Annotated in this window: 28 protein-coding genes; 15 read left to right on the top strand and 13 right to left on the bottom strand. The window is 64.4% G+C overall.

Translation table 11 applies throughout. From position 1 onward, the window contains the following. Positions 1-37 precede the first annotated feature (37 nt). Together FHR95_RS14425 and FHR95_RS14420 are read left to right on the top strand one after the other, a co-directional pair. Positions 38-268, top strand: a complete 231-nt coding sequence (locus tag FHR95_RS14425) for a hypothetical protein (protein ID WP_183314943.1) — start codon at positions 38-40, stop codon at positions 266-268. After that, positions 265-1,680 (top strand): patatin-like phospholipase family protein, encoded by a 1,416-nt coding sequence (locus tag FHR95_RS14420; RefSeq protein ID WP_183314942.1) that lies wholly within the window; start codon positions 265-267, stop codon positions 1,678-1,680. The genes FHR95_RS14425 and FHR95_RS14420 overlap by 4 nt, the downstream gene beginning before the upstream one ends. 39 nt (positions 1,681-1,719) lie before the next feature. Here FHR95_RS14420 and FHR95_RS14415 read toward each other — a convergent pair whose 3' ends face one another. From FHR95_RS14415 to FHR95_RS17355, 6 genes are all read right to left on the bottom strand, one after another. Continuing rightward, complete coding sequence (locus tag FHR95_RS14415) at positions 1,720-2,091, bottom strand: DUF488 domain-containing protein (RefSeq protein WP_221199344.1); 372 nt, start codon at positions 2,089-2,091, stop codon at positions 1,720-1,722. A 47-nt stretch (positions 2,092-2,138) separates the two neighbouring features. After that, positions 2,139-2,579 carry a YtoQ family protein gene (locus FHR95_RS14410; RefSeq protein ID WP_040185821.1) on the bottom strand — a complete coding sequence of 147 codons (441 nt, stop codon included), beginning with the start codon at positions 2,577-2,579 and terminating at the stop codon, positions 2,139-2,141. Positions 2,580-2,681: 102 nt separating this feature from the next. Further along, positions 2,682-3,521, bottom strand: a complete 840-nt coding sequence (locus FHR95_RS14405; protein WP_183314940.1) for an MOSC N-terminal beta barrel domain-containing protein — start codon at positions 3,519-3,521, stop codon at positions 2,682-2,684. Between the two features lie 30 nt (positions 3,522-3,551). Next, positions 3,552-3,761, bottom strand: coding sequence for a GDCCVxC domain-containing (seleno)protein (locus FHR95_RS17310; protein WP_040185818.1), 210 nt, complete (start codon positions 3,759-3,761; stop codon positions 3,552-3,554). A gap of 59 nt (positions 3,762-3,820) precedes the next feature. Beyond that, on the bottom strand, positions 3,821-4,171 hold the full coding sequence (locus tag FHR95_RS14400) for a hypothetical protein (protein WP_040185816.1): 351 nt from the start codon (positions 4,169-4,171) through the stop codon (positions 3,821-3,823). Between the two features lie 73 nt (positions 4,172-4,244). Further along, positions 4,245-5,060 carry a ZIP family metal transporter gene (locus FHR95_RS17355; protein ID WP_183314939.1) on the bottom strand — a complete coding sequence of 272 codons (816 nt, stop codon included), beginning with the start codon at positions 5,058-5,060 and terminating at the stop codon, positions 4,245-4,247. A 362-nt stretch (positions 5,061-5,422) separates the two neighbouring features. Between FHR95_RS17355 and FHR95_RS14390 the strand changes: the two genes are divergently transcribed. The 3 genes from FHR95_RS14390 to thpD all read left to right on the top strand — a co-directional run bounded on the left by FHR95_RS14390 (position 5,423) and on the right by thpD (position 8,149). Further along, a complete protein-coding gene (locus tag FHR95_RS14390) occupies positions 5,423-6,304 on the top strand; it encodes a DMT family transporter (protein WP_040185814.1) in 882 nt (293 codons plus the stop codon). A gap of 33 nt (positions 6,305-6,337) precedes the next feature. Next, positions 6,338-7,126, top strand: a complete 789-nt coding sequence (locus tag FHR95_RS14385; RefSeq protein ID WP_183314938.1) for a Mut7-C RNAse domain-containing protein — start codon at positions 6,338-6,340, stop codon at positions 7,124-7,126. A gap of 72 nt (positions 7,127-7,198) precedes the next feature. Then, positions 7,199-8,149: an ectoine hydroxylase gene (gene thpD / locus FHR95_RS14380; protein WP_183314937.1), complete on the top strand. Its 951-nt coding sequence runs from the start codon at positions 7,199-7,201 to the stop codon at positions 8,147-8,149. Between the two features lie 63 nt (positions 8,150-8,212). On the opposite strand, the gene FHR95_RS14375 is transcribed toward thpD, so the two are convergent. The 6 genes from FHR95_RS14375 to FHR95_RS14350 all read right to left on the bottom strand — a co-directional run bounded on the left by FHR95_RS14375 (position 8,213) and on the right by FHR95_RS14350 (position 15,987). Beyond that, positions 8,213-8,986, bottom strand: coding sequence for an enoyl-CoA hydratase-related protein (locus tag FHR95_RS14375; RefSeq protein ID WP_183314936.1), 774 nt, complete (start codon positions 8,984-8,986; stop codon positions 8,213-8,215). 185 nt (positions 8,987-9,171) lie between these two features. After that, positions 9,172-10,020, bottom strand: a complete 849-nt coding sequence (locus FHR95_RS14370; RefSeq protein ID WP_183314935.1) for a 3-hydroxybutyryl-CoA dehydrogenase — start codon at positions 10,018-10,020, stop codon at positions 9,172-9,174. Positions 10,021-10,100: 80 nt separating this feature from the next. Next, the gene (locus FHR95_RS14365) at positions 10,101-11,732 is read right to left on the bottom strand and encodes an acyl-CoA synthetase (protein ID WP_183314934.1); all 1,632 of its coding nucleotides are present in this window, start codon (positions 11,730-11,732) and stop codon (positions 10,101-10,103) included. Positions 11,733-11,793: 61 nt separating this feature from the next. Beyond that, positions 11,794-13,611, bottom strand: a complete 1,818-nt coding sequence (locus FHR95_RS14360; RefSeq protein ID WP_183314932.1) for an acyl-CoA dehydrogenase — start codon at positions 13,609-13,611, stop codon at positions 11,794-11,796. Between the two features lie 113 nt (positions 13,612-13,724). Then, on the bottom strand, positions 13,725-15,131 hold the full coding sequence (locus tag FHR95_RS14355; RefSeq protein WP_183314931.1) for an MFS transporter: 1,407 nt from the start codon (positions 15,129-15,131) through the stop codon (positions 13,725-13,727). Between the two features lie 217 nt (positions 15,132-15,348). Continuing rightward, entirely contained in the window at positions 15,349-15,987 is a 639-nt protein-coding gene (locus tag FHR95_RS14350; RefSeq protein WP_183314930.1) for a class I SAM-dependent methyltransferase, read from the bottom strand. A 70-nt stretch (positions 15,988-16,057) separates the two neighbouring features. Here FHR95_RS14350 and FHR95_RS14345 point away from each other — a divergent pair, with 70 nt between their 5' ends. The 3 genes from FHR95_RS14345 (at position 16,058) to FHR95_RS14335 (ending at position 17,833) form a co-directional block, all read left to right on the top strand. After that, positions 16,058-16,450, top strand: coding sequence for a VOC family protein (locus tag FHR95_RS14345; RefSeq protein ID WP_183314929.1), 393 nt, complete (start codon positions 16,058-16,060; stop codon positions 16,448-16,450). 66 nt (positions 16,451-16,516) lie between these two features. Beyond that, positions 16,517-16,900 carry a DUF4870 family protein gene (locus FHR95_RS14340; RefSeq protein ID WP_183314928.1) on the top strand — a complete coding sequence of 128 codons (384 nt, stop codon included), beginning with the start codon at positions 16,517-16,519 and terminating at the stop codon, positions 16,898-16,900. Positions 16,901-16,903: 3 nt separating this feature from the next. Further along, complete coding sequence (locus FHR95_RS14335) at positions 16,904-17,833, top strand: lysophospholipid acyltransferase family protein (RefSeq protein WP_183314927.1); 930 nt, start codon at positions 16,904-16,906, stop codon at positions 17,831-17,833. A gap of 44 nt (positions 17,834-17,877) precedes the next feature. Here the strand turns inward: FHR95_RS14335 and FHR95_RS14330 are convergent, their stop codons facing one another. After that, the gene (locus tag FHR95_RS14330; RefSeq protein WP_183314926.1) at positions 17,878-18,819 is read right to left on the bottom strand and encodes a LysR substrate-binding domain-containing protein; all 942 of its coding nucleotides are present in this window, start codon (positions 18,817-18,819) and stop codon (positions 17,878-17,880) included. Between the two features lie 69 nt (positions 18,820-18,888). On the opposite strand from FHR95_RS14330, the gene FHR95_RS14325 reads away from it, so the two are divergent. From FHR95_RS14325 to FHR95_RS14295, 7 genes are all read left to right on the top strand, one after another. Continuing rightward, on the top strand, positions 18,889-19,527 hold the full coding sequence (locus tag FHR95_RS14325) for a TRAP transporter small permease (RefSeq protein WP_246378610.1): 639 nt from the start codon (positions 18,889-18,891) through the stop codon (positions 19,525-19,527). Further along, positions 19,520-20,818 carry a TRAP transporter large permease gene (locus tag FHR95_RS14320; RefSeq protein WP_183314925.1) on the top strand — a complete coding sequence of 433 codons (1,299 nt, stop codon included), beginning with the start codon at positions 19,520-19,522 and terminating at the stop codon, positions 20,816-20,818. The genes FHR95_RS14325 and FHR95_RS14320 overlap by 8 nt, the downstream gene beginning before the upstream one ends. A 53-nt stretch (positions 20,819-20,871) precedes the next feature. Then, positions 20,872-21,870 carry a TRAP transporter substrate-binding protein DctP gene (gene dctP, locus FHR95_RS14315; protein ID WP_221199343.1) on the top strand — a complete coding sequence of 333 codons (999 nt, stop codon included), beginning with the start codon at positions 20,872-20,874 and terminating at the stop codon, positions 21,868-21,870. A gap of 65 nt (positions 21,871-21,935) precedes the next feature. Beyond that, positions 21,936-23,060 (top strand): NAD(P)/FAD-dependent oxidoreductase, encoded by a 1,125-nt coding sequence (locus FHR95_RS14310; protein WP_183314924.1) that lies wholly within the window; start codon positions 21,936-21,938, stop codon positions 23,058-23,060. Then, on the top strand, positions 23,038-23,370 hold the full coding sequence (locus FHR95_RS14305; protein ID WP_183314923.1) for a (2Fe-2S)-binding protein: 333 nt from the start codon (positions 23,038-23,040) through the stop codon (positions 23,368-23,370). Before FHR95_RS14310 ends, FHR95_RS14305 begins: the two co-directional genes overlap by 23 nt. Further along, the gene (locus FHR95_RS14300) at positions 23,367-24,770 is read left to right on the top strand and encodes an FAD/NAD(P)-dependent oxidoreductase (RefSeq protein ID WP_183314922.1); all 1,404 of its coding nucleotides are present in this window, start codon (positions 23,367-23,369) and stop codon (positions 24,768-24,770) included. The genes FHR95_RS14305 and FHR95_RS14300 overlap by 4 nt, the downstream gene beginning before the upstream one ends. A gap of 26 nt (positions 24,771-24,796) precedes the next feature. Next, a complete protein-coding gene (locus tag FHR95_RS14295; RefSeq protein WP_183314921.1) occupies positions 24,797-25,159 on the top strand; it encodes a RidA family protein in 363 nt (120 codons plus the stop codon). Positions 25,160-25,174: the final 15 nt, after the last annotated feature.

Genomic DNA, 25,174 nt, shown 5'->3' with positions numbered 1-25,174 from the left:
CAGCGAATGTCACGGTGATCCGACTGGGAGCATCGCCATGGATCAGTACCTCAAGGTCGTCTTCCCCACCCGGCGACTCGTCTGGATCGATGGCGTGGCATCGGCGTGGACGAATCGTGTCTGCCAGGTCGAAACGGGCCATCACACCATCGCCCTGGGTGCCAGAAAACGAAACTTCTCGCCTGAATACTATGATCTCCTGGTGACCGGTACGCTGCCCTCTGACCCCCTGGTGCTGGAATTCACCCGCGCGGACACCCCCACATGAGCTCGTCCCGGGTCCTCTCATGGGGCGCGGCCGCGCTGCTGGCCGTGATGCTTGCCGGCTGCGCCAGCTTTCCGGAAACCCGCCCCCTCGAGCAGGTCGACGCCTCAGCGGGGTATCGCTACGCCAACCTGAATGAGGGCCGCAATGGCGAAGATCTGTTCGTGATCCTCACCTTCTCCGGTGGGGGCACCCGTGCCGCAGCACTCTCCTATGGCGTACTGGAGACATTGCGGGACAGCTGGGTCGAGATCGACGGGGAGCGCCGCAATCTGCTCGAGGAGGTCGACGTCATCTCTTCCGTGTCGGGCGGGAGCTTCACGGCGGCCTTTTATGGTCTGCATGGCGATGCCATCTTCGCGCCCAATGGCCGCTTTCAGAACAACTTCCTCTACCGCGACGTCGAGGCCGTGCTCAAGGGCCAACTGTTCAACCCCTACAACTGGACGCGCCTGATGTCGCCGACCTTCGGCCGTATCGACCTCGCCGATGAGGTTTACCAGGGGTTGCTCTTCGATCAGGCCAGCTTTGCTGACCTGGCCGCCCATGGCCGCAAGCCCTTCCTGTTGATCAATGCCACCGACATGGTCAAGGGCTCGACCTTCACCTTCATCCAGTCCCAGTTCGATCCCCTGTGTGCCGACCTCGAGAGCGTGACCCTGTCCCGCGCCGTGGCAGCCTCCTCGAACTTTCCGGTGGCCTTCACCCCGCTGACCCTGAACAGCTATCCCGGTCAGTGCGACTTCCAGGAGCCGCGCTGGGTTGCCAACGGCTTACGGGACCTCGATGCCAATCCGCGGCGCTACTATCGGGCGCAGAGCCTGAGAACCTACCAGGAGCCCCAGCGCGACTATGTGCATCTGCTCGATGGTGGGGTCGCCGACAACATCGGGCTTCGCCTGCCATTGACCGCCCTGCGCTCCAACGACCTGGCCTGGAGCGTGGCGCGCAAGATGGCCCTCGAACAGATCGACAAGCTCGTGGTCATCGTCGTCGATGCCAGGAACCAGGAAGTCTCGGCATTCGACCGCTCCCCCCAAGCCCCGGGGCTGGGTTCGGTGGTGAGCAGCATCGCCACGACGCCCATGGCCAATTATTCCTTCGACAGCGTCGAACTGCTCAGGCAGACCATGAGGACACGAGCCGATGCGCAGCGGGAATCCCGGGAGCGGGAACCGGCCGGCGAGGCGATGCATCAGGTCGAGCTTTACCGCATCTATGTCGGTTTCGATCAGTTGACCGACGAGGCGGCACGCAACCACTACCTCACTATCCCGACAACCTTCGACCTGCCTGCCCAGCAGGTGGATGACCTCCGCCAGGTCGGCGGGCGGCTGCTCGAGGCATCGCCCTGCTTCCAGTCATTGATCGGCGGCCACCATGATGAGATGGCCTGCATTCATGGCGGAAGCTGAGCTTCTGCTGATCGGATTTGGGGTCAGACTCACCGACGCTTATGGCCGCAACATCTTCAGGTACTGGCTGAGCACTACCGCATTGTTGTGGTGCGCGTCCTTCGCGGCGAAGACAAGCGTCACGGTGTCGCGGCTGGCGCGCTCGGCCAGCGGCCGCAAGGTCTCGCGATGCGCTTTGAGCTCGGCCAGGTAGCGCCGACGAAACGCATCCCAGCCCAGTTCCCCATCATGGAACGCTTTGCGCAGCTCATCACTGGGGGCCACCTCCTTGGGCCACGCGTCGATCCGCGCCTCGGCCTTCGACACCCCGCGGGGCCACAGCCGGTCGACCAGCACCCGGTAGCCATCTTTGCGTTCGGGTGTCTCGAAGGCGCGTTTCAGCTTGATGGTCATGGAAGGCTTGACGGTCATGGCAGCGCTCCCGGCAGAGAATACGCCCCCAGTGTAGCCAACCCGGTTCAGGCCTTGAGCACGTAACGCAGGATCTCCACGACCTGATCGGTGCTGGTGCACCAGGCCTGCGCCTCGGCGTCGACCTCCTTGAGCGGGTGGACGATGTCCTCGCTATGCAGGGTCACGTAGGGCTTGCCCAGCGCGGCGCAGTAGCCGGCATCGAAGGCGGCATTCCACTGCTTGTACTTGTCGCCGAAGCGCACCACCACCAGGTCGCTCTTCGCGATCAGGGTGCGGGTGCGAATGGCGTTGATCTTCGAGGACTGGTGGTCGCGCCAGAAGGGACTTGGCGTCTCGCCAAGGTGGTCGCCGGCGGCATCGCTGGCGTCGTGGTCGGTCACCGGCGCAGTGAAGACCACGTCGAGGCCCGCATCCTCAGCACCGCGCCGGATCGCGTCGCGCCAGTCAGTGTGGATCTCGCCGGAGAGATAGACGTGAAAGCTCATTACAGACTCCTGAAGGAAAGCAAAGGGTCCTGCCATGATATCGCAGCAACAATTTAATGGAAAATTATTCCATATTTATCGCGACGCGACTTCCCGCCCGTTTCAGCACGCGGTCACGATATCGCCGAGGCGCAGCCCGTGGCCCGCCCCCTCCAGCAGGATGGCGTTCTGGCCGAAATAGCCCCCGGGGGCCAGGCGGGTATTCATCTCCACCAGGGTGCGCAGCGGTTCGCCGGGAACGGCGATCTCGCCGCTCTGCTGATCCACGGTAGTGATCTTGCAGCGCTGACACGGCTTGCGCAGCCCCAGCCGCCAGCGCTTGTCGAAAGCGGCTATCGCGCTCCAGCCGTCCTCGGCGAAAGGCGTATCTCCCTCCACCACGATGCTGGGGCGAAAACGGCTCATCGGCACCGGATCCACGCCCTTGGCCACCAGCCGACGGTTCACTTCGGCAAGCGAGGCCTCGTTGACCACCAGGAAGGGATAGCCATCGGCGAAACCCGTGTGCGCCATTTCACCGGGCGACAGGAAGTGCGGCTCTACCGCTCGCCGCTGGTCGGGTGCGAAGCGCACCAGCCGCAAGCCGCTGCCCTTGAAGTCGCCCAGCACGTCGACAAGCCAGGCGGCGGCGGCAGCCCCCTCGTCGAGGGCCTGGCACTGGTCGTCCCAGACATACACCGGCAGCCGGGGCTGGTCCTCGCGCTGCAGCGGAAGCCGCAGGGCGGATGTCGCCGGATGCTCCAGCACCAGGGCGTCCTCATCGAGTCGTACCGTCACCTGCGCCATCTGCGGCAGCTGTCGCTGGGTGACGAAACGCCCGATGTCGTCGACCACCATCCATTGACGGTCGTGGGCAAGGCCGCGAACGTCCAGCTCGGCCTGTTCGAGGGAGATACCACCCAGCGACTTGACTGGATAGATATTGAGCTGGGTGATCTTCACATGACGCTCCTGTTCTCGGGTCGGACGCCCTTATGGGCAAGCTTCCCCCTGCTGCACTGGCGGGCATGGCACGCTGACGCAGGAGCAGAACACACAGCAACCCTCGGGTCTGGGTCTGAGCAGGCGATGGCATGCCTCGCACTCATAGAAGATCTGGCAGGCATCGGTGGGCATGATCTCGGACTTGCGGTGCCCGCACTCGGGGCAGGTGAGGATCGATTCGCGAAGGATCTCGGCCATCGTCGCTTCCTTTCGCGGGTGCGGAGCGGTCGCCGAATGACGGCTGGGCTGGCGTCGTATTAGAGCCGGCGGGTCTCGACCACGTAGCCGATGATCGGATAGCCCGCCTTTCGGGCGGCCTTCTCGGCTTCCAGCTGGGCCTCGACCTTGGAAATGCTGGAGGAGACATGCTCGAAGACGCTATCCATCTCGAGTTGCTTGGTGCGCACCGCCAGCTTTACCAGATGGCCGGTCCTGGGGGCACCGGCGGGCTTGCTGCGCGGTGCCTTGGTCTTGGGCTCGCCACCCTCTTCCACGGGCCACTCGGGAGGTGACGTCGCCGCCTTGCGCCGCGTCTCCTGCTCGCTGTCCATGAAGGCGTTGATCTCGCGGCGCATCTGCTGTTCGAACTCACTCAGTTCCGTTTCCATCGTCTCTCCGTCTACCTCAGTCATGTCGGAAGTGTACCAGCAAGGGGCGCAACATCCACTGGCCGACGCGGCCTCACCCGAGGGACACATCCAGGATCATCATGATCGAGAAGCCGCCCATGGTGGCCATGGTCACCAGATCGATATTTTCATATCTGCCCTGGGATTCCGGAATGAGTTCTTCCACCACCACGAAGATCATGGCGCCGGCGGCGAAACAGAGCGCATAGGGCAGGACGCTCTGCATCTTCAGGACGAACAGCGCGCCGATGACGCCGGCGATCGGCTCGACAAAGCCCGACGCCTGACCCATGAAGAAGCTCTTCCGCCGGCTCATCCCCTCGCGCCGCAGGGGCATGGCCACCGCCGTGCCTTCGGGGAAGTTCTGGATGCCGATACCGATGGCCAACGCCACGGCTCCACCGATCGTGGCAGAGGGAAGATCCGCCGCCACCGCTCCGAAGGCTACGCCCACGGCCAGGCCTTCGGGAATGTTGTGCAGTGTGATCGCCAGGACCAGCAGGGTGCTGCGTTGCCATGTCGTCTTTACCCCTTCGCTCTTATCCATGCCGAGTCCGGGATGAAGGTGTGGCAGGAACCTGTCGGTCAGCCTCATAAAGATCCCCCCGCCCATGAAGCCGACGACGGCGGTGAGCCAAGGGATGTGCCCCAGATTCTCGGCCATCTGGATACCGGGAGCGAGCAGCGACCAGAAGCTGGCGGCAATCATCACACCGGCGGCGAAGCCGAGCATCGAATCCATGAACCGTTGGTTCACAGCACTGGTGAAAAACACAAGGGCCGCACCTGCCGCGGTGACGCCCCAGGTGAAGAAGGTGGCGAGAAGCGCTTGCAGGACGGGATCAAGTTGCAGGAAAGCGTCGATCACTCGTGTCACACCATTCGCTGAGAGAGGGGTTGGGCACTCATCGGGCCAGGCAACGCCATCGCGCGGGAAACGCCTCGTCCGCACCCGGCATCGACCCGGCGGGAGGATGATCTGAAAAATGATTCCATTTGACCGGAACATGGTACCCCCCGGCCAGGGCCCTGAACACGAGGTAAGATGACGCAGATATCACGCCTGCTGCACGTTACATCGAGGCGGTCCCGGCGCGGGTCCCACACCCGGGCGGTCGGGCAACAGCGCGGTCAGGGTCACTTCCTCTTTGCACGCAATCACCGTAACCTGCTGTTTCCCTGCTCTTGTTTCGTGCGCTACGCCTTCTTTCGTTACCTCAAGGACACCGAATGTCACCCGCCGATACCCTGCGCCTGGTCCTGCTCTCCTCGCTGTGGGGCCTGTCGTTCATCTTCATGCGGGTGGCCTCGCCCGAGTTCGGGCCCGTCTCGCTGGTGCTGGTGCGCATGGGGGTGGGCGCGGCATTACTGGTGCCGCTGCTGCTGAGCGTTCGCTACTTAACGCTGGTCCGCGAGAATGCCGGCAGACTCTTCCTGCTGGGGTTGATCAACCATGTGCTGCCCTTTTCGCTGCTGGCGCTCGCCACCACTCGCCTGGAGGCGGGCTTCACGTCGCTGATCAACGCCACCACGCCGATCTTCACGGCCCTGCTCGGCGCGCTGTTCTTCGCCACGCCCATCCAGCGCCAGCAGTACCTGGGACTCGCCATGGCGCTGTTCGGCGTCTACGTGCTCTCGGCCGACCGCCTCGACTTCGCCCTGGGCGGCGACGGCTGGTTCATCCTCGCGGTACTGGGCGCGACCTTCTGCTACGGGGTGGCAGGCAACTACTCGAAGACCTATCTCGCGCACCTGCCGGTGCGGGTGTTGGCTGCCGGCAGCACCGCCATGTCGGCGCTGATCCTGCTCGTCCCGGGGCTGATGCTGTGGCCCGAGGCGCCGATCAGCGGCCTGGCCTGGGCCAATGCTCTGGCGCTGGCCGTGCTCAGCACGACGGTGGCCTTTCTGCTCTACTTCGGGTTGATCGCCAGCGCCGGGGCCACGGCCACTTCCACGGTAACCTTCCTGGTGCCGGTGAGCGCCCTGATATGGGGCTACCTGCTGCTGGGCGAAAGCCTCAGCCTGCAGATCATCGCCGGCATGGCGATCACCCTGACCGGCACCGCTATCGCCACCCGCATGATCGGACAACGCCGCCGTCGGATGGCCTAGACTGGTCGCAGAGTGTCCTCGAAGGGGAGTGCCATGCCCCATGCCGAATTCCGGTTCCATGACCGGCTCAACGATTTCCTGCCGCCAGCGTCGCGCGGAACGCCCCTGACCCATGACGCCTCACGCCGGGCCGCCATCAAGGACGTCATTGAGTCGCTGGGAGTCCCGCATACCGAGGTGGACGTCATTCTGGTCGACGGTGCCTCGGTCGGCTTCGAGCACATGCTCGGCGGCGGCGAGCGGGTGGCGGTCTACCCCTGGACGACGGCCCCAAGGGCCGCTCGCCACCTGCGCCCTCGCCCACCCGCTTGTCCGCGCTTCCTGGCGGATGCCCAACTGGGCCGCCTGGCTCGCTACCTGCGCCTGCTCGGCTTCGACTGCCGGTACGACAATGACATCGGCGACGCCAAGCTGGCGGCCCAGGCCGAGCAGCAGCAGCGCGTGGTATTGACCCGCGACCGCCTGCTGCTCAGGCGCAAGCGCATCCAGCTTGCCTACTACGTTCGCGCCGACGCACCCTGGCAGCAGGTCGAGGAGGTGTGCAGGGAGTTCAACCTCGCCCCGATGTTCGCGCCCTTTACCCGCTGTACGGACTGCAATGGCCGCCTGGTTACCGTCGACAAGGCGTCCGTGATCGACCGGCTCGAGCCGCTGACGCGTCAGTACGTGGACGACTTTCTGCAGTGCGAGGCCTGCGGCAAGCTCTACTGGCACGGCAGCCATGTCGCGCGCATGGAGGAGCGGGTGGCGCAGCTGCGCAAGACACTGGCGCAACCGGCAGAGCAGGGCCGTTCCACCCGTGCAGATGAGAGAAGGGGTTGAACTCCAGCGATCTCGACCAGAGGGTAACTGCATACGAGAGTCACTTGACAGCGATCAGGAGGCAATTTCTCTATGGTGGACCGTCACGACCCCTACCCCACGCGTCTCACCCAGTACCGCGCACCACTCCCCCGCAAGGACCCGGTGGTGCACGCCCGCAACCAGCGTCGCTGGGAGGGCCCGCTGGATGAGGTGGCCCTCTCGCGTTACGAGCGAGACGGTTTCCTGTGGTTCGACGGCTTCTTCTCGCGCGACCGCATCGAGCCATTCTTCGAAGAGCTCAAGGAGATGGCCAACGACGATTCGCTGATGGACTCCGAGCAGGTCATCAAGGATCCGAACAGTGGTGCCATTCGTTCCGTGTTCGGCATGCACCAGCTCTCGGAGCACTTCGATCGCCTGACCCGCGACCCGCGCATTCTGGGCATGGTGCGGCAGCTGCTGGGCAGCGAGGTGTATATCCACCAGTCGCGTATCAACGACAAGTTCGGCTTCCAGGGCAGCGGCTTCGACTGGCATTCGGACTTCGAAACCTGGCACGCCGAGGATGGCATGCCGCGCATGCGGGCGGTGAGCGCTTCGCTGATGCTCACCGACAACAGCGAGTTCAATGGCCCGCTGATGCTGATTCCCGGCTCCCACCGCCAGTTCGTACCCTGCATGGGCGAGACCCCCGAGGCGAATTGGCAGGAGTCGCTGAAGGCCCAGAAGCTGGGCGTGCCCGACCAGCAGGCGCTGGCCGACCTGGCCGAACGTGGCGGCATCCAGGCCCCCAAGGGGCCGGCCGGCTCGCTGCTGCTGTTCGAGTGCAACACGCTGCATGCCTCGAACGAGAACATGTCGCCCTGGCCGCGCTCCAACCTGTTCTTCGTCTACAACAGCGTGGACAACGCGCTCGACGAGCCCTATGCGGCCCCCTCACGGCGGCCGGACTTCCTGGCCACGCGCGGCAACATCGAGCCGCTGACGATGCACGACGATTTCCCGGAGCTCTCCGGACAGGGCGTCGACCCGCTGCGCTGATGCGCAGACGCCAACGGCCGTGGCGTTTCCGCCACGGCCGTTGGCGTCACACGCTGGCTGCCCTCAGAAGTTGGGCTTGCGCTTCTCGACGAAGGCGCTCATGCCCTCCTTCTGCTCCTTGCCGGCGAAGCACAGCGCGAACAGGCTGGTTTCCAGCGACAGGGCGCTTTCGAGGTCCTGATCCAGGCCATCGTGCACCGCCTGCTTGGCACCGCGCACGGCCTCGGGGCCATTGCCGGAAAGCTGCTTGGTGAGCTCCTCGGTATAGGCCTCGAGTTCAGCGGGGGCCATCACGCGGTTGACCAGACCGATGCGCAACGCCTCGCTGGCGTCGATCTTGCGTCCCGTGGCGACCAGGTCGATGGCCATGGCGGGGCCCACCCGGCGCGGCAGACGCTGGGTACCGCCGAAGCCGGGAATCACGCCGAGCAGCACTTCCGGCTGGCCGAAGATGGCATTGTCGCTGGCCACTGCCCAGTCACAGGCCAGCGCCAGCTCGCAGCCGCCGCCCAGGCAGAAGCCGTTGACCAGCGCCACGGTGGGCACCGGCAGGGTCTCCAGACGCTTGAAGGTCGCCAGCGCCTGGCGGGCGAAGGCGCGCGCCTCTTCCGGGGTCTTGTCGCGCATCTCACCGATGTCGGCACCGGCCACGAAGGACTTGTCGCCGGCGCCGGTGATCAGCACGGCACGCAGGTCGTCACGCGCTTCCAGGTCGGACAGCACACTGCCCAGCTCGGCCAGCACGTCACTGTTCAGCGCATTCAGCGCCTTGGGACGACTGATGGTCAGACGCACGATACCGGCGTTCTCGACCACCTCGATCAGTTTTTCACTCATGGGGGCTCCTGGGACTTGTTGTTGCGTTGAGGAAGGCAAGACAGTATCGCCCAACCCTAGCGAACGCTTGGTTGGGCAGCAATGCTTCCTTGGTGGATTCCTGCCGACCAGGCATCTGCTGCGGGGGCGCCTGACGGCGCCTTCGCGCAGAAAATCTGCACTCCTACAGAAGATACCGGCACGCCCTAGGAGTAGACGTGAAAGCCGCGGCCGGTCTTCCGACCCAGGTAGCCGGCATCGACCATGCGCTTGAGCAGCGGGCAGGGGCGGTATTTCGGGTCGCCGAAGCCCTCCTGCAGCACCTCCATGATCGCCAGGCAGACGTCCAGGCCGATCAGGTCGGCCAGCGCCAGCGGGCCCAGGGGGTGGGCGGCGCCCAGCTTCATGGCCTCGTCCACGGCTTCGGGGGTGGCGGCGCCCTCCTGCACCAGGAAAGCCGCCTCATTGATCATCGGCACCAGCAGGCGATTGACCGCGAAGCCGGGCGAGTCGCCTACCGGCACTGCGGTCTTGCCGAGGTCGGCGGCCAGCTGCTCGATGCGCGCCACGGTGGCGTCACTGGTCTGCTCGGCGCGAATCACCTCGACCAGCTTGAGCACCGGCACCGGGTTGAAGAAGTGCATGCCCACCACCCGCTCGGGGCGCTCGCAGACGGCGGCGAGTCGTGTCAGCGACAGTGAGGAGGTGTTGGAGGCCAGGATCGCCTCGTTGGTCAGCTGGCTCAGGTCGCGAAACAGCTTCTCCTTGAGCTCGGGCTGCTCGGGGGCCGCCTCGATGATCACCTCGCAGTCACGCAGGGCCTCCAGCGCGGTGGCGGTATCCAGGCGCGACAGGGCCGCCTTGCGGTCGTCGTCGCTGAGCTTCTCCTTGGCCACCAGCTTGCCAAGGCCCTTGTCGATGGCGCCACGCGCGCGTTCCAGCTGCTCGTCGGCCACGTCGTAGAGCTTGACGGCGAAACCGCTGGTGACCAGGACCTGGGCGATGCCCTGCCCCATGGTGCCGGCGCCGACCACGCCGATCGCTTGCTCACTCATTACATCCTCTCCTTCATGTCATTGATGGGGCTGCAGCCGCTCGCTGCAGCCTTTACGTATTGGGGTAAAGGCTGGTCGGGTTACTGCTTGCGGGCCTCGTCGCGCAGCACGAACTTCTGGATCTTGCCGGTGGAGGTCTTGGGCAGCTCACTGAAGACCACCGTCTTCGGCGCCTTGAAGTGCGCCAGGTGCTTACGGCAGTGATCGATGATCTCCTGCTCGGTGACCTCATCGTAGCCGACCTTCAACTTGACGAAGGCGCAGGGCGTCTCGCCCCATTTTTCGTCGGGTCTGGCCACCACCGCAGCCTCTTCCACCGCCGGGTGCGAGTAGATGGTGTCTTCCACCTCGATGGTGGAGATATTCTCGCCGCCGGAAATGATGATGTCCTTGGAGCGGTCCTTGATCTCGATATAGCCGTCCGGGTGCCACACGGCGAGGTCGCCGGTATGGTACCAGCCACCCTCGAGGGCCTGCTCGGTGGCCACCTCGTTCTTCAGGTAGCCCTTCATCACGTTGTTGCCACGCATCAGGATTTCGCCGATGGTCTGGCCATCCTTGGGCACCGGCTCCAGAGTATTGGGGTCGGCCACGCAGAGCGCCTCGAGCATGTGGTAGCGAACCCCCTGCCGGGACTTCAGCTTGGCACGCTCTTCCATCGGCAGCTCATCCCAGGCCTCGCGCCAGGCACAGGAGGTCACCGGGCCGTAGACCTCGGTGAGCCCGTAGACGTGAGTCACGTCGATGCCCAGTTGCTCGACCCCGGCGATCACCGAGGCGGGCGGCGCGGCACCGGCAGTGGTGACCTTGACCGGATGGTCGAAGTCGCGCTTCTCGTCGTTCGGCAGATTGACCAGGCCATTGAGCACGATGGGCGCACCGCTGAAGTGGGTGACCCCTTCGTCGGCGATCAGGTCCATGACCTTCTTCGGCTCGACCTTGCGCAGGCAGATGTTGGTGCCGGCGGCCGCGGCGATGGTCCAGGGGAAGCACCAGCCGTTGCAGTGGAACATCGGCAGGGTCCAGAGGTAGATCGGATGGTGGGGCATGGCCCACACCAGAATATTGCTGGTGGCATTCAGATGGGCGCCGCGATGGTGGTAGACCACCCCCTTGGGCTTGCCGGTCGTGCCGGAGGTGTAGTTGAGGGAGATCGCCTGCCACTCGTCCTCGGGTAGCCGATAGGGATAGGCGGGATCGCCCTCCGCCAGCAGCGCCTCGTACTCGAGCTCACCGATGGCGCGACCGTCGGGCACGAACTGCGCGTCGGCCACGTCGATGATCAGGGGCGGGGTCTCGAGCTTGGCCACCGCGGCCTCGATGACGTCGCTGAACTCGGGGTCGACGAGGACCGCCTTCGCTTCGCCATGCTCGAGCATGTAGGCGATAGCGTCGGCATCCAGGCGGATGTTGAGGGTGTTGAGCACGCAGCCGGCCAGCGGCACGCCGAAGTGGGCCTCGAACATGGCCGGCACGTTGGGCAGCATGGCGGCCACCGTTTCCCCCGGCTTGATACCGCGCTGCTCCAGTGCCGAGGCGAGCCGCCGGCAGCGCTCCCAGGTGGTGCCCCAGTCGCGGCGGGTCGCGCCGTAGACCACTGCCGGATAGTCCGGATAGACCGAGGCGGTGCGCTCGATGAAGGTCAGTGGCGAGAGCGCCACGAAGTTGGCGGGGGTCCGGGGAAGGCCCTGCTCGAAGATGCTCTGGCTCATGGTTGACTCCGTAGCGTGGTCTGGAAAGCACGCCGCCGGCGCGAGGCCGGCGGCGGGAAGATCACTGGCTGGCCGCGTCGAAGGCGGCAAGACTCGCCATGCCGGCCTCGATCACCGCCCGCTGGGCGCGGCCCACCGGTAGCCATTGGCGAATGGCGTAGTCGGCGCTCTGCAGCTTGGCCTGGTAGAAGGGGTCCGGCCCTCCGGGTCCCTCGCGGCCTTCGGCTATCGCGGCATTGGCCTTGAGGGCCGCCTCGCCCATCTGCCAGGCACACAGCACGTGGCCGGCCAGGTTGAGGAAAGGGGTCGCATAGGCCTGGACGGCATCGGCGCCGTGCTCGGCATCGCTGCCCGCCTTGAGCACCTCGGCCATGGCGGTGCGCAGGTCACCGGCGCCCGCCGCCAGGCTCTCGCCCAGCGCTGCCAGCTCAGGGGTCTGCTCGAGCGCCGCCGCGGTGGCCTCGACGTCGCCGATCAGGCCGGCCAGAGCCGCTCCGCCGTCGCGCTGCAGCTTGCGCCCCGCCAGGTCCAGGGCCTGGATTCCATTGGTGCCTTCATAGATGGGGGCAATGCGCGCGTCGCGCAGCAGCTGGGCGGCACCGCCCTCCTCGATGAAGCCCATGCCGCCGTGTACCTGAATGCCCAGCGAGGCAATCTCCACCGCCTGGTCGGTGGAGAAGGCCTTGACCACCGGAATCAACACATCGACTCGCGCCTGCGCGGCCGCACGCTCGCTGGCATCGCTGGCATGACGGGCCTGGTCAAGCTGGGCGGCGCAGGCAAGTGCCAGGGCGCGCAGGGCGTCGGTGCGGGCACGCATGGAGAGCAGCATGCGACGCACGTCGAGATGGTCGCTGATGGGGCAGTCGCTGCGGCCGGAGCGTGGGCTGCGCCCCTGCATGCGGTCCAGGGCGTAGGCGAAGGCCTGCTGGCAGGCCCGCTCGGCCACCCCGATGCCCTGGATGCCCACCTTGTGGCGCGCCTCGTTCATCATGGTGAACATGTGGTTGAGGCCACGGCCCTCCTTGCCCACCAGATAGCCGATGGCGCCTTTCCCTTCACCGAAGCTCAAGGTGCAGGTAGGCGAGCCATGGATGCCCATCTTGTGCTCGAGGGAGGCGCAGGTGACGTCATTGCGCTCGCCCAGGCTGCCGTCGGCGTTGACCAGGAACTTGGGCACCAGGAACAGCGAGATGCCCTTGTTGCCCTCGGGTGCGTCCGGCTTGCGCGCCAGCACCAGATGAATGATGTTCTCGGCGGCATCGTGTTCGCCCCAGGTGATATAGATCTTCTGGCCGAACAGACGATAGTGATTGCCCTCTTCCTCAGGACACGGCACGGCACGGGTGCGCACCTTGGAAAGGTCCGAGCCGGCCTGCGACTCGGTGAGGTTCATGGTGCCGGTCCAGGTGCCCTCCACCAGCTTCGGCAGATAGATGGCCTGCTGCTCTTCGCTGCCGTGGTGGGCCAGGGCCTCGATGGCCCCGGCGGTGAGCATGGGGCACAGGCCCAGGGCCATGTTGGCGCCGTGAAGCATCTCCTGGACGGCACTGGCCACTACCTCGGGCAGCCCCTGGCCGCCCAGCGACTCGGCGACACCGATGCCGTTCCAGCCACCCTCGGCGTAGGCCTGGTAGGCCTCGGCAAAACCGTCGGGAAGGGTCACGCTGCCGTCGTCCTGACGGCTGCAGCCCTGATGGTCACCGCTGGCATTGAGTGGCGCCCAGACCTCGCCGGAGAGCCTGGCGGCCTCTTCCAGCACGGCCTCGACCAGGTCGGGGCTGGACTCCTCGAAACCGGGCAGAGCCAGCGAGCCGTGCTCGAGCATCTCCTCCAGCACGAAGCGAACATCGCGGACGGGGGCAGCGTAGGGCGTCATGGATCACCTCAGGGTCAAATAAGGCCACGATAGTAGATTCCCTACTTTTCGTTAACCATTAGCCCTAAGTCGACGCGAAGACGCCCGCCTGGGGTTGGCGGGCGCCTGGGCCTTTAGCGACTATCGCGAGGACACGATTCGTCATCCGGCGAGACCGCGACGGAGGTCGACCCATCCTCGTAGTAGGCGATGTGTGCCTCGTTGGGCGGTGGCGGCCCCACCAGCGGTTCAGCCACCGCCACCTCGGGCACGACCCCGGAGAGGTCTTCGACGTGCTCGTGCTCGATGGCACCCTGCAGCCACTCATCGGTGACCGCGAGCTCCGCTCCCGCCGCCGACATCGGCGTGCTGGGCGAGAAGGGCGCCACCGGCACCGGCGCCGGACGCACGCTGCGTCGCCAGCCGAAGAAGGCCAGCAGGAACAGCCCCATGGCGCCGAACGCCCAGAACAGACCGGCATCGCCCAACAGGCTCATTACCGGCGAGACCAGCGGAGGGCTGAGCGCCGAGCCGATGGCGTTGATCAGCAGCAGGCCCTGGCTCATGCGCACCAGCGCGCCGGCCGGGGCACGGTCGGCGGCATGCCCCACCGCCACCGGGTAGAGCGAGAAGACGCCACCCCCCAGCAGGAACAGCAAGCCGGCCAGCAGCCACGCATTCATCGGCAGCCAGAGGACGGCCGCAGAGATCAGCGTGCAGAAGGCCCCGATCAGGATCAGTACCAGCTGCCGATCATGACGGTCCGACCAGCGCCCCACCGGGTACTGCAGCAGCATGGCCCCGAGCACAACCACCGCCATCAGCTGGCCGATCTGGCTGACGGCAAGACCGGTGCGTTGCAGATAGAGCGGCAGCAGCGAGTAGACCGCCGCGACCATCACGCCCGAGCCGAAGCTGCCCATCACCCCGGTGGGTGTCAAAGTGATCAGGCGCAGCGGCGACAGCGGCTCGGCCTTCTCGATCAGCGGCGAGACCCGCGGGATCATCGCCATGGGCAGCACCGAGAGCGACGCCAACATGCCGATCACCATGAACGATGCCGCCCCGCCCATGGCCTCGGTGACGCCCAGCAACAGCTGGCCAAGAACGCCGGCGGCGTAGAGCGAGATCATGTAGAGCGCCAGCAGCCGGCCACGCACCTTGGCATCGCCTGAGGCCAGCAGCCAGCTCTCGATCACCAGATAGACGCCCACCGTGGCCCAGCCACCGATCAGGCGCAGAGTGAACCAGGCCCAGGGCTCGGCCACCAGCCCCTGCAACAGCACGGTGACCGCCACCAGCGAGGCGAAGCTGCCGTAGGCGCGGATATGGCCAATGCGCAGCAGCAGCCGATCGTTGAGCATGGCGCCCAGCGCCAGGCCGATGAAGTAGGCCGAGGAGACCCAGCCGATCACCACCGCCGACTCGCCGGCAGCGTCCAGGCGCAGGGTAATCACCGTGGCCAGGAAACCGTTGCCGATGCCGAGGATGAAAAGCCCCAGGAGGGGAGCCAGGGCCATGGCCAGCAGATGCCGCGACATGAAGGGCCTCACAGCAGCAGGTGTTAAGGAAAAAAGCGTGGCAGAGAGTGTCCTGAAGTGCCCGCTCAGCGGCATCGGTTACGATGCTTCAGGCATCGTGAGCGCGCGAATCATACTCCCGGTCGGCGGCGAGTCAATCGTTTTGTAACGCCGGATGCGCCTTCGGCTTATCCGGCCTACGCGATACTTATCATGTCCATGCCCAATGATGATATTGCTAACGTTTCTGCAGCAGTGCCACATCCGGCGCCGGGAACTCGACCTGCATGTCCAGGTAGCCGGCCAGCCATATGAAAGTCGCCTCGCTGAAGAACACCACATGGGTGGGGTCGAGGATGTAGTGCCAGCGCGTGAAGGCGTCGTGGCTGGTGACGCGCTTGGTCATCAGGCCCAACCAGCCGCCGGACGCCAGCCTGTCGCCGAGCATCGACAGCTCACGCCCGGGCTCGAACAGATGCTCGGCCACTTCAGTGGCAGTGATAAAGTCGTACTCGCGCTGCAGCACACTCGTGTCGGGTGAGTAGAAAGGATCATAGATCGCCATCGGGTGGCCCGCCTCCTCAAACATGACCGACAATGTCGGCCCCGGGCCGGCGCCAAAGTCCAGCCCCCGGGCACCGGGCGGCAGTCGCTGGCTCAGCGGGTCGAACAGCCGCGACAGGAAGCGACGGTAGCCGGGATCATCCGGCGCATTCTCGTGCTGATCATAGACATCCCGCTCCTGCGCCGGCCCGAGCCGCTGGTGGGGTGGCACGAACACCAGCGCGCAGTGCTGACAGCGGCGGTAATCGCGACGTGCGTCACGGTGAAAGTGTCCGGTGTCGGTGGTCCCACATAGCGGACAGGTCAGCATCATCGTATCCTCTGTACCCGAACATGTTTCCCAGAATCCCCTGCTTCGCCAGAACCCCCGCAAGGAGCCCCGAATGCTGTCAGGTCTGGACCACCTGGTCATCACCGTGACCGACATTTCCCGTGCCGTCGATTTCTACTCGCGGGTGCTGGGACTGGAAGTGCGCTATCGCGACCGTGAGCGCGTCGACCTGATGCTGGGCGACGTGGCACTGCGGCTGCACTGGACCGCCACCGACGTGACGCCACGTGCCGCCACGCCCACACCGGGCAGCCTGGACCTCTGCCTGCGCAGCCTGCTGCCGCTCGATGAGGTCCAGCGCCACCTGGAGGCGCTCGACGTCGAGGTGGAGCTCGGCCCGGTCGCCCGCCAGGGCGCGACCGGCGAAATCAACTCGCTCTACCTGCGCGACCCGGACGGCAACCTGCTGGAGATCAGCCGCCCGGTGAAGCACCGCAGCGACTGACACCCCGTGGCATTGCCGTGCTTGACCGGTATGATTGGCGTCAAAATCGATCTTCAGAGATGCGACATGAGCGACCACCTTCCGCAAGACGACAACCGCCCCGTCACCGAGCAGGGCCCCCTTCCGGATACCACGATTCCCATCGTGGTGTATGTGCTGCACCTGGCCGGCATGGTCACCGGCGGCCTCACTTCGCTGGTCGGCGTGGTGATTGCCTACGTCTACCGTGGCAATGGGCCGACCTGGCTCGATGAGCACTACCGCTACCAGATCCGCACCTTCTGGATCGCCCTACTCTATTTCGGTATTTCCGGCCTGCTGACCCTGGTGCTCATCGGTTTTCTCACCTGGCTGGCCGCGGTGGTCTGGCTGGTGATTCGCTGCGTGAAGGGGCTCAAGGCCCTCAACGAGAAACGCGCACCGGAAAACGTGGATACCTGGTGGATTTGATCCATGGACGCAGGTGAGTCCCGCTCGAGCGCCTTCATGGCCCGCGCCATTGCGACCCTGTGGCGCAGTCTCGCCGGCCGCCGTCTCACTACCCTGTGGCGACTGGCGCGGCTGGTGGGCCCGCTGGTGGAGCGCCTGAGCCGCCGAGAGCGTCAGGTCACCCGAACCAACCTTGCCGAGGTCTACCCGTCCCGCCAACCGGCCGAGCGCCACAGGCTCTGCCGACAGAGCCTGACCCACTCAACCGCCACCATGCTCGAACTGGGGTTTGCCTGGATGGGTGCCCCCGAGCGGGTCGAGGCGGCGATCCTCGCGGTGCATGGCCGCGAACTGCTCGATGAGGCCCGGGCCGAGGGGCGCGGCGTGATCGTGCTGGCTCCCCACTTCGGCAACTGGGAGGTGCTCAACTTCTGGCTTTCCGGCCACTTTCCGTTCACCGCCATGTACGAACCGCCCAAACTCGCCCCGCTGGACCCGATCATTCGCCAGGGCCGAGAGCGCCGCGGGGCACATCTGGTGCCCACCAACGCGCGAGGCGTGGCGGCCCTGCTCAAGGCACTCAAGCGTTGCGAGGCGGTGGGCATCCTGCCTGACCAGGAACCCGACTGGGGCAGTGGCGTGTTCGCCCCCTTCCATGAGCGGCTCGCCTACACCGCCACCCTGCTGCCCAAGCTGGTGGCACGCACCGAAGCACGGGTCGTCACCGGCGTCGCGCTGCGCCTGCCCGGCAAGGGGTACGCGGTGCATTTCCTGGCCGCCGACGAGCGGGTCTACTCCGCGGACGAGATCACCTCGGCCACCGGCGTCAACGCCAGCGTGGAAGCCGCCATCGCCCTGGACCCGGCCCAGTACCAGTGGGAGTACAAGCGCTTTCGCAAGACCCCCCAGGAAGCCGAGGGTCGCCCGGACTTCAAGCGTTTTCGGCTCTATTGACATCCCCGCCGCCAGGACCCACCGCTGGCCGCTGATACACCTGGCTATCCAGGCGGCACCTGCCTCTCAAACAGGCCGGCCGACGCTTCCTCGAGCTCCACGAGCGAATTATCCAGCAGCTCCAGGAACGCCCTGGTCAGCCCCGACTGCCCCCTCTGCTTGGGGAAGATCATACTGTATCGGTAAGGCACCCTCGGTTCGAAGCGCGTCACGACCAGGCCGAGCCGCCGATAGTGCCAAGCCGTAATGGGGTCGACCAAGGAGACGCCGCTGCCAGCGAGCACGAAGGCGCATGCGGCGTAATGTAGCTGAGTCTCGATCATCAACTGGCGGCTCACGCCCTCACGTTCGAAGACGCTATCGATCTTGTGGCGGATGCTCTGCTCCGAGCCCAGTGACACGAAGATCTCTCCCTCCAGGTCTCGGGGCAGGATGACGTTTCGATCAGCCAGCCGATGGCCGGGCGGTAACACGCAGACCAGGCGGCTGTCAGCGAGGACCCTGGCCTCGATAGCCGGGTCGTTGAGTTCTATGCCCGAAATCACCCCCAGATCGAAGTGCTGACTGGCCACCAGGTCGGCCACCTGCTGCGTGCTGCGTACCTGAAGAGTGACGGACACACCGGGATGCGCTTGACAGAACTGATCGGTCAAGGCCGGGAGAAACTCTACCGACACGGCCGGCATGGAAGCGATGCGCAAGGTTCCCAGGTGAAATTCCCTGAGTTCCTCCGCCGCGCGAGAGAGCTTCTCCAGAGAGACAAAGGCCCGCTCCACTTCCTCGTAGAAAAAGCGCGCCTCTGGGGTGGGGCTCAGCCGGCGCCGTTGTCGTTCGAACATCTTGACGCCGATCGTCTCCTCGAAGTCCGCCAGCAAGCGACTGATGGCTGGCTGCGAGACATAGAGGATCTCCGCCGCCCCACTGGTGGTGCCACTGATCATGACCGCCCGGAAGGCTTCGATCTGTCGGTACGTCAACTTCGCCATGCGTGCGCTCCCGGCAACTTGAAAACACTATGTTATCAACAGATGCACATAAACGATTTGATGTTATACATGGCGACTTCCAAGATGTCGATGAGCTACATCACGGCCCTGGCAGACAAACACAAAACGCGAGAAGGCCTTATGGAACGATTCTTTCGCTACACCCTGACCTTGCTGATCGTCCTAGTGGCGGGCAGCCAGTTTATCCAGGTCATCACCCGCTACCTCCTTGAGATGCCCGTCATGGGCCTCGAAGAGGCCACGCTGATCCCCACCCTATGGCTCTACATGCTAGGAAGTGTCAACGCCTCGCGTGAGGACACCCAGATCAGAGCCAATGTGCTGGACATTTTCTTGAAGACAGAGCGGGCAAGAGCCTTTCTGCAGGCCCTTGCCGACACCATCAGTGTGGTGGTCTCGATCTGGCTGGCTACCTGGGCTTGGGACTATTTCAGCTACGCCTCACGCATCGGCAAGAGCACCCCCACGCTCTATATCCCCACCATCATCTACGAGTCCGCCCTGATGGTCGGCCTGTTCCTGATGATCATCTTTACCGTGTGGCACTTGCTGCGCAATCTCGGCTACCTGTTCGGCATTCGCCAGGCTCCGGATCACCCGAGTGGCGATCCCGATTACCCCGAAACCGCAGAAGTTCAGGAATTCAAGGTACTGACTGATAACAAGAAGGACAGGAACAATGATTGAGATAGCCCTTCTGGCATTTGCCGTACTGATCCTGATGCTGACGCTCGGCGTCCCCCTTCCCTACTGTTTTGGTGCGGCGCTCATGGTCATGACCATGATCGGAGAGTCCACCATGCGGGGCATGATGATGTGGGGCTTCAGCCAGCTTACCAACCCGATCCTGTTGGCGATCCCCCTCTTCGTCTTTGCCGGCACGTTGATGAGCGTTAGTGGTATCGCGTCGAGCCTCCTCAAGTTCGTCAATGTCTTCGTAGGACGCATTCGCGGTGGGCTTGGCGTTATGGCATCGATCAGCTGCGCCATCATTGGCGCCATTTCCGGCAGTGGTCTGACCGGCATTGCTGCCATTGGCCCCATCCTGATTCCTGAGATGGAACGCAAGGGGTATCCCCGTGCGTACTCCACCGCGCTGATTGCGAACTCCTCGATCCTCGGCCTTCTTATTCCTCCCAGCGTCACCATGATTGTTTATGGCTGGGTAACCGACACCTCTATCTTGGCAAGCTTCCTGGCCACTCTGGGACCGGGACTGCTGATCATGGTCAATTTCTGCATCGTCAACATGGTCATGTCGCGCAAGTTCGATCTGATACTCGACGAGCCGATGAACTTCGACCAGCGAGTTCGCGATGCGGGGCGTCGCACCATCCATGCCCTCCCTGCCCTGCTGATGCCCGTGATCATTCTCGGCGGGATTTACGGTGGCATCATGACGCCTACCGAAGCAGCAGCGGTGGCTGTCATCTACGCCCTGCCCGTCGGCTTCATGATCTACCGGGGGCTGACCTGGAAGACCCTGCTCGAATCAGGCAAAGAATCCGCTACCTCCGTCGGTGCGATTCTGATCATGATCCTGTTCAGCCTTATCCTGAGCCAGCTGTTCGTGCGGGAGGGTATCCCTCAGGCACTGGTCGAGATGATCTTCCAGATCACCGATAACAAGTTCCTCCTGCTGTTGATGATCAACCTGATGCTGTTCGGTATTGGCATGGTGGTCAACGATATAACCGCTATCATCCTGACCGGCCCACTCCTGCTTCCGCTGATGGAAGCCCTGGGCGTCAGCCCGGTACAGTTCGCCGCCATCATGGGCGTCAACACCGCCATGGGTGGCGTGACACCGCCATACGCCAGCATCCTCTACCTCGGTGCGCGAATCGGCAAAGTCAAGTTCACCGAGGTGGTTAAGCCTGCCATGACCCTGATTTTCTTCGGCTACGTCCCGGTCGTGATACTCGTTTCAGCCTGGCCCGATCTTTCCGAGTTCCTGCCCGGAATGTTCGGCTACTGATCGATCGCACTCCCTGCGATCAATACACCCGCAATGCAAGAGTGGAGAAAACAATGAAAATGCCATCAATGAAAATCCTGACGGCTGCTGTTGCCATGTCAGCTTCCATCACCACCATGGCCGAAGCAGCCACACTGCAACTGTCGCATGTCCGCCCCGAGGGCACGGCAATCGACAAGGACGCTCGCGCCTTTGCCGAGGAGGTGAAAAGTGCGACCGATGGAGCCGTGAATGTACGACTCTTCCCTGCAAGCGCCCTTGGCGACTACACCACGGTACAGGAAGGGCTCAGCATCGGCTCGGTGGATATGGCTGTCCAGCCGCCCTCTTCCGAGGTCGACCGTCGCTTCCAACTGGCCTACCTTCCCTATCTCGTTCAGACCTGGGAGCACGCAGAAAAAACCTTCACGGACGGTGCGCCAATGCGCGAGACGGTCGAGGAGCTCTATGCGGATCAGGATATCCATGTGCTGGGCGCCTGGCCGGTATACTTCGGCGGCGTTGCACTGAATACCGACGTAGAAAACCCTGCAGACCCGACAGTGGACAAGGGTGCCAGACTGCGGGTTCCGCCGATGAAGTCCTTCCAGTTGATGGCGGACAACATCGGGTATATCGGCTCGCCTCTGCCCTTCTCCGATGCTTTTACCGCCATTCAGACCGGGGTTGTTGATGGCATCATGGGGTCAGGTGCAGAAGGATACTATGCGTCCTTCCGCGATGTGACGGAATATTACCTGCCGCTCAACACCCACTTCGAGATGTGGTACCTGCTGATCAACGAGCCAACCTATGACGGCCTGACCGACGCCCAGCAGACGGCCTTGTCGGACGCCGCAAAACGCTTCGAGGAAAGCCGCTGGGAGAACGCAGAAGCCGACCAGGCTCGCAACGAGAAGCTGCTAGAGGAGTCGGGTGCCACCATCATTTCGGTCTCTGATGAGCAGATCGCCAAGCATGCGGAAATCGTCCGCGAGACAGTGTGGCCCGTCATTCTCGACGATATCGGCGCCGACTGGGCGAACGATGTACTGGACCGCGCCCTTCGCTGATCCGCTTCATGGTCCGGCCATGCGGCCGGACCCATTATCCTACCGGAACAACGCAAGGACTCACCATGACGCAACCCACGATGCAGGGGACGCGTACCGCTGACGTCTGCCTCATAGGCGGCGGTCTGGTCGGTTTAGCGGTGGCACTGGGACTGCAACGCAATGGACTGCGCGTTGCCGTGCTTGATGAAGGTGATGTGGCATTGCGCGCCTCAAGGGGTAATTTCGGTCTGGTATGGGTACAAGGGAAAGGAGACACCCTGCCGAAATATGCCGATATCACACGCCTCTCTGCACGATTGTGGCCTGCCTTCGCTACCCAGCTTCAGGACACCACGGGCATCGATGTGCAACTGCAACAACGTGGCGGCCTGTACCTCTGCCTGACCGAACAGGAACTCGAGGCCCGCGACGGCATGCTGGCCAAGATGCGCGATGCCGCCGATGGCGACTATCCCTACGAAACACTCGACCTGCAGCAGGTGAGGGAGAAGATTCCCGAGATAGGCGACACCGTGGCCGGTGCCACCTGGTGCCCGGAAGACGGCCACGTCAACCCGCTGTTGCTGTTACGTGCCCTGACGGAACGCTTCAAGGCGCTCGGTGGCACCATCGAAAATGCCGGCCGGGTCCAGCAGATCGCCCCTCTGTCGTCGGGCTTCAAGCTGCATGCCCCGAACGGTGACTGGACCTGCAAACGGGTCGTGCTGGCGGCCGGCCTGGGCAACCGTGAACTGGCACCGCAGGTGGGCCTGGCAGCACCGTTGTCCCCCAACCGGGGGCAAGTGCTCGTGGGTGAAAGGGTTCGTCCCTTCCTGGAGTATCCCACTGGTCACGTTCGCCAGACCGGCGAGGGCACGGTCCAGGTGGGTGATTCCAAGGAGGATGTGGGCTTCGACAGCGGGACCACCACCGAGGTCATGGCCAAGATCGCCCAACGGGCCATACGGCTGTTCCCCCTGCTCCGCGACGTGAAACTGGTCCGCGCCTGGGGCGCGCTTCGCGTCATGACCCCCGATGGCTACCCGATCTACCAGGCTTCGAGCCAGTGTCCCGGCGCCTATCTGGTGACCTGCCACAGTGGGGTGACCCTGGCGGCCTTCCATGAGGGGCCGCTGGCCGACTGGATCGCCGGCGATCGAGACGACGCTTCAATGGAGGTTTTTCATGCCGAACGCTTCACGCTTTGAACGCCTTCTCACGCGCTCGTTGGATCCGACGACGGTCTACGTCGAGGGACAAGCGATCAAGGTCGACCGTCATGACACGGCAGCCGCAGCCGTGCTGGCAGCCGGCCTGGTGCCATCCCGCTCAACACCCGCGAGCGGAAGCCAGCGGGCACCCTACTGCCTGATGGGCGCGTGCTTCGAATGCCTGTTGGTCATCGACGGGGTGGCCAACCAGCAGGGCTGCATGGTGAGAATCCAGGAGGGGATGCAGATTCACCGTCAGGTTGGCGCCCGCGACATCCACGAGCCTCCGCAGGAGGTCACCCCATGAGCGATCACGACACGACCCAGAATCGCTATGATCTCGCAATCATCGGTTCAGGCCCCGCCGGCATGGCTGCCGCCGCCGAAGCGGGAAGACTCGGGCTGCACACGGCACTTCTTGATGAGCAGGAGGAAGCGGGTGGGCAGATCTATCGCGCCATCGGACGCGCCCCGTTGGCTGATGAGGGGGTGCTGGGCGCTGACTACTACCAGGGCCGCGTGCTCCTTGAGGCTATGCAGGCCGCGGCTATTGACTACCTTCCCGGCACTACGGTGTGGGGGGTCGATGAAGACCTGACGCTCAACGTCTCACGCCGTGGCCGCAGTCAGCAGGTCCACGCGCGACGGCTGCTGGTCGCGACCGGCGCCCAGGAGAGACCCGTGCCCTTTCCGGGTTGGACACTGCCTGGTGTCATGACCTGCGGCGCCGCCCAGGTGCTGCTCAAGTCTAGCGCGATGGTGCCACCGACACCGTTGGTGCTGGCCGGCAGTGGCCCTCTCCTGCTGCTCGTAGCCTCCCAGCTGACTCATGCAGGCGTTCCCATCGACGCCGTGCTGGATACCACCCCCCGGGATAACTACCGCCGCGCGGTACGTCACAGCATCGGTGCGCTGCGCAACCCCAAGCTACTTTTCAAGGGAGTTGGACTGCTGCGGGCACTCAAGCGGTCGGGGATTCCGCACATTACCGGTGTGGAGGAGCTGCGTGCCGAGTCGGAACAGGGGGACCAGGTCAGCAAGGTGCACTATCGCCGGAAGGGCATCGAGCACCAACTCGACTGCCGCACGCTTCTGGTCCATCAAGGTGTCGTGCCCAACGTGCAGCTCACCCGGGCACTGGAGCTCGAGCACGACTGGAACGCACACCAGCAGTGCTGGGCGCCCCGGGTCGATGCCTGGGGCGAGACCTCCCGAGCCGGCATCTTCGTGGCAGGCGACTCAAGCGGCATTGCCGGGGCCCAGGCGGCGGAGGAAGCCGGGCGGCTGTCGGTGTTGCAGATTGCCAGGCAACTGGAGCGGCTGGAGGAAGCGGAGCGCGATAAGAGATCAGCACCGATTTTCCGGCGACTGAGTCCCCAGCACGTCATCCGCCCCTTTTTGGACGTGCTCTACCAACCCGCCCGCTCATTCCAGGTGCCCGAGGACGACACCATCGTGTGCCGCTGCGAGGAGGTCACGGCTGGCGAGCTTCGCCAGATCGCCGACGCGGGCTGCCGGGGCCCCAATCAGGCAAAGGCCTTCTGCCGGGCCGGCATGGGCCCCTGTCAGGGGCGCCTTTGCGGTCTGACGGTGTCGCAGATACTGGCCGACCGATCTGGCCTGCCCATCGATGCCGTCGGCTACTACCACATCCGCCCGCCGATCAAACCGCTCACCCTGGGCGAACTCGCGGATATCGCGGAGTGACCATCACCCAACCTAGGAGACTTGCGATGCCTATTGAACGCCAGGACGTCGGGACGCGCATGAGTCGCGCCGTCATCCACAATGACACCATCTACCTCTGCGGTCAGGTCGCGGAAGACAGGAAGACCGACATCATCGGCCAGACCGAAACCATGCTGGCCAAGGTCGATGCCTTGCTTACCTCGGCAGGCAGCGACCGTGACCACCTGCTCTCCGCCACCCTCTATCTGAAAGATATGGCGCTTTTCGAGGAGATGAACCGCGTATGGGACGCCTGGGTACCCGAAGGGAAGGCACCGGCACGGGCCTGTGTCGAGGCACGGATGGCGAGCCCGGAGCTGTTGGTAGAAATCTCCGTGGTGGCTGCCCGCACCGCCAGCGGCTCCTGAAGAGGCCGCCAGCAG

Origin of the sequence: Halomonas fontilapidosi (assembly GCF_014192285.1) — a bacterium.
GTDB classification, from domain to species: domain Bacteria; phylum Pseudomonadota; class Gammaproteobacteria; order Pseudomonadales; family Halomonadaceae; genus Halomonas; species Halomonas fontilapidosi.
This window is presented reverse-complemented; position numbering and strand designations above follow the sequence as displayed.